General features: G+C 57.2%; 5 protein-coding genes. 1 reads left to right on the top strand and 4 read right to left on the bottom strand.

Features of this window, described 5'->3' with window-relative positions:
- Nucleotides 1–819 (top strand): DUF1501 domain-containing protein (locus ABX749_RS24060; protein WP_372898235.1); only part of this gene is annotated, 819 nt, incomplete at its 5' end.
- A gap of 152 nt (nt 820–971) precedes the next feature.
- On the opposite strand, the gene ABX749_RS24055 is transcribed toward ABX749_RS24060, so the two are convergent.
- The 4 genes from ABX749_RS24055 to ABX749_RS24040 all read right to left on the bottom strand — a co-directional run.
- The gene (locus tag ABX749_RS24055; RefSeq protein ID WP_372898234.1) at nt 972–1,655 is read right to left on the bottom strand and encodes a hypothetical protein; all 684 of its coding nucleotides are present in this window, start codon (nt 1,653–1,655) and stop codon (nt 972–974) included.
- A 221-nt stretch (nt 1,656–1,876) separates the two neighbouring features.
- The gene (locus ABX749_RS24050; RefSeq protein ID WP_372898233.1) at nt 1,877–2,422 is read right to left on the bottom strand and encodes a hypothetical protein; all 546 of its coding nucleotides are present in this window, start codon (nt 2,420–2,422) and stop codon (nt 1,877–1,879) included.
- A gap of 31 nt (nt 2,423–2,453) precedes the next feature.
- Entirely contained in the window at nt 2,454–2,930 is a 477-nt protein-coding gene (locus tag ABX749_RS24045) for a hypothetical protein (RefSeq protein ID WP_372898232.1), read from the bottom strand.
- 1,093 nt (nt 2,931–4,023) lie between these two features.
- Nucleotides 4,024–4,288 (bottom strand): hypothetical protein (locus tag ABX749_RS24040; RefSeq protein WP_372898231.1); only part of this gene is annotated, 265 nt, incomplete at its 5' end.

The following is a 4,288-nucleotide window of genomic DNA, read 5'->3' as shown; positions in this document are numbered from 1 at the left end:
TTTCTGCCGTCGGAATACCAGGGGACCTACATCAATCACTCCACGATCGATCCGGAGAAGATGTTGCCCCATCTGCGGAACGTTCGCTGGGACCGCCAGACCCAACGTGAACAACTCGATCTGTTGCGGCAACTCAACACTGAAACAACCGCCGCGCAAGCTTCCACGCAATCGGCGCCCCATCGCGACCGCTCGATGTTGGACGCCCGCCTGGAGTCGATGGAAACGGCGTTCCGCATGCAATTCGAAGGCAGCGAAGCGTTTGACTTGAATCGTGAAACCAAACAAACCCGGGCGGCGTACGGAGACGGACATTTTGCCAACGGCTGTCTGTTGGCGCGGCGATTGGCAGAACGCGGCGTTCGCTTTGTCCAAGTGTATTACGGCAACGGGCAACCCTGGGACACGCACAGCGGACACGACGGCACGGTGCCCAAGCTTTGCAAAAACATCGACCAGCCGATCGCCGCGTTGATCGCTGACCTCAAGTCACGCGGCATGTTGGAAGACACGCTGATCGTCTGGGGCGGAGAATTCGGACGGACGCCGACGTCGGAAAACGGCAACGGGCGCGACCACAACCACCATGGTTTCTCGATGTGGATGGCCGGGGGTGGCGTCAAGGGAGGCATGACGTACGGTGAGACCGATGACTTTGGGTTCCGAGCGATGGTCGACAAGATGCACGTGCACGACCTGCACGCAACGATTCTGCATTTGCTGGGACTCGATCACGAGCGGTTGACCTACCGTCACGCCGGCCGCGATTTCCGCCTGACCGACGTCCACGGCCGCGTCGTCGACGAGATCATCGCGTGATCTCTTCTACCGGAAGAATCTCGCTCTTGAAGGCATAGTATCCTTCCCAGTCCTCATTGTAAGTCATGGATTCTATCGATCTCTCAAAGCGAAAACGATCACCAACTTGCAGCCCAAACGGATTGCCGACGAAACAATTGTCAATGACACCGCTATTCAGCCATGCAAACTTCAACGATCTCCCAATTACGAAGCGTGACGAAATAGCCGCGGAATTCCGGGTCGCCCTCGACGCTGTAGACGATTTCGATGGTGTTTGAATCATCATACACGTTGACACCGATGTGATTCACCAGCCGCACGGAAAGCTCGTCGACCGTCTGGATTTCAGGGTGGCATTTGACCGGCGCCGAAGAGAGATCAGGCCACAGCTTCGCGTGCCGAATGGGCAGTTCATGGATAACAGCACGTTGGTGCTGGGACGGCCCCGAATCATCAGCTCGTAAATGGAGATGAGCCGTCTCGATTGGTGGAGAGTCAAATGGAATGTCGGCATCCCATGAATCAACGTAGTAGTTCAGTTGACCAAAGTCCGGATCGTCGATTGTCTTTCGCGGACTGCCCGACAAGCCCTCAGGTTCGTCGTATTCGCCAGCGGGCAGAATTCGGATCGTGATTTCGTCACCCGTCGTGACGTCCGGCGAAGGCCACGCGACGTGATGTTGGCGATCCTGCGAACCATCGAACATGCCGAGTCCGCCGATTTGCAAATCGTGGGTCAGTTCTTGACCGGTATGCTTGACGTACGTGAGACCGACCGAAAGGACTCCATCTCCGTTGATTCCGGAAATGCAGACACGCTCGCCGTTCTTCAGTATCTCAAAACGCGTTGACATTCTAAGAAGGTGTCTCCGTTGGTGGCAGACAGAATTCTAGCCGATCGTAGCGGTCGAGTGAGCCGTTGCCGGCGGCGAGTCGACGAGCCCAAACGGAAATGAACATGGTGGTCCCTCCACTCCACGCCCCCACTCCGCTCCACGCCCCCGGACGGGCTCGCAGGGTCACGCCAGCGGCGTGCCACATGAAAGCTTGGGGTCGCGTTAACGCACACCAAGGTTCAATCGTGCGTCTTGAGCTTTTCAATCGGGATCGGTTCCGTACGGCGCAGGTTGTCGAGTATTTTTCGAGTTGCTTCATCGGGGGTGAATGGGGCAACCATCAAATCGGTGACGTCGACCGTTTCAATGCCATCGCGTTGAAACACAACGTCCCATTTCGAAACGATCATTTCCACGTCTGCCTTTGCCGCGATGCCCGGAATCTCCGCCTTGATCGCTTGCAGGATATCGTGCACCGGCCACGTGCCGAACCCTTGTTTGTGGATCACATCTTGCAGCGCAGGAAATTCTGCTTCGAGTTGCTTGACCCGCTTCTCTTCGCCACTGGCCTTCGCATTCTTGAGGTCAGCCTGCATCTTGGCGAGGCGTTGGCTGAACGCTTCAGAACGTACGTAGGCGGTTGCGACGAGTCGCGAATCAAACGTCCCGACGCGGAGTTTCGATTGGTCAGACGAAGGTTTTGCATCCTGGGCGGCAACGGGATGAGATGCCACGCAGCCGGCAACGAAGCAACACGCCGTAAGCGTCTTTGCGAACTGACTCATTGGAATGGTTCCTTGATGCGAACGTCGCCCGTCACCAGGCACGAACGGAAACGCGTGACTTTAAAATTCGTTGGACCGAGTGCTCGGGTGCACGGCATGCTTGGCCGCCATCATCGTCAAGTGAGTGCCGTTGGAGAGAGCCGGGCCGCGTCTCGAGCCAATTGTCCGGCCATTGATACATCCGACGACGATAGGTGGAGGCTTCTGAAGCCGAAAGCCAGCCCAATCGGAGTGCGATGTCGCGACCGAGCAGAAATCCGACGTCGTTCATCAGAAGAGCAATCGCTAAATGACCAACAGCTCCAACAACGCCAAATGGACGAGATTGTGGCTGGATCGTGGGGAATTTCATCACAAACGCCCAAAAGATTGCAATGCCACCGATGATGAGTGAGAGACGCAGCATGTAGACGGCGAGCTGAACACAGCGCAGCCTTCGTTTGACACGCTTACCAAGCATGTAGGGCTCTGGGGAAAGTCGAAAGCTGCGGTGGCGGGTCATCGTCATCCAATGGCGATTTGCGTCAGGGAACGGATTACGATTGATCCAAGCATGCGGTGCAACGGCGGTCCATCGGGCACACGAACTTTGTCGGCCCTCAGGTAGCCCGCTGATGGGACTCGATTAGAACGGATCCTGGCAAAGCTTGCCAGCGTTTTCGCCCCAACCGAACGCGTGTGGGGTGGCGGGGGCAGCGTCGGGTTCGTGGTCCAACTCCTTCGTCCCTTCTTGTTCACTTTTCAGTCGCGCGAGCGCCCCCAAGTCCTGACTCCATCTCCGTCGGTCAATCGAGACGGCATCAATCCACCACCCCGAAGCAATGTCCCTATCCCGAGAGGATCACAGCAAGTAGCCGGAGGTCAGCGCAGCGCCACCTTCGGGCCATGCCCCCACTCCACTCCACGACCCCGAACGGGGCGCTGTGAAGCATTTATTCGCCGCGTTTGCCGAGGTGTTAGCGGCAGGGCGCAACCCCTCCGGTCCCTCATCGTTGCCGAAATACCGGAGGGCTCGCGCCCTACCGCTAATAAATGCTTCACAGCGTTGCCCGGACGGGGTCGTAGCGAGTCCCAGCCCCCGCCCTCACTACGTTCGCCCCTCTTCTCCATGCGGTCCGCTTCAATAGTCTCTGGCACGCAATTCATCGGCGTCGTAATGCAAGCCGCGTCTTGATCTCATTGGTGCACTTCAAACATTCAAAGGCGCTCGACTCCCCAGGATCGCTGCGTGGTGTGTTCGGGCGGATCCGTCTCTCAATAAAAGAAAAATACTGCGGACCACACAACGCAAGTAACGGGGGAGCCATGCGGCTGCGGATCACACGATTGGCCACAAGAGATCAAGACGGCGACCGCACCAAAACGCTGACGACCTGCGGCCAGAGGATTACGGAGCTGGCGCTAGCCTTACGGCTTTCCGTTCCAAACAACGTCGATCCATCCTGCCCCCACATCAACCGCCGAACCGGAAAGCAATTCGATTCAGTTCAACGGCCAGCGAAACGGGGCGACAGCACTACGCGTTGATCTCAGATTCCGCCGACGCGCCGCTCCGGCTCACGAAATGACTTGACCGTCCTTGATCGACGTCGGCCACCACTTCATTCTTCTCGGGTGCCAATTCCAAACAAAAACGAGCCGTCCGGAAAGTGACTGGCGTGACGCCAGTGCTCAATAAACAGTCTGCCGTCGACTCCCAATGTCAAGCGTTCTAGTTTTGCGTCCCGTTCTTGCTGAAGCAACAACGTTCCGTCGGACCTGACGATCCGTCCAATCAGAAAGTCATCCCAAATCACATCGCCATTGGCCTGAATCACGTAGCGTCGGATGACCTTGTTGGAGTATCTGATCTCCCAATGCCCCCTG

The organism is Stieleria sp. (genome assembly GCF_041595215.1).
Taxonomy (GTDB): Bacteria; Planctomycetota; Planctomycetia; order Pirellulales; family Pirellulaceae; genus Stieleria; species Stieleria magnilauensis.
Note: the sequence above shows the minus strand (reverse complement) of the source record. Positions and strands in the feature narration are given on the sequence as shown.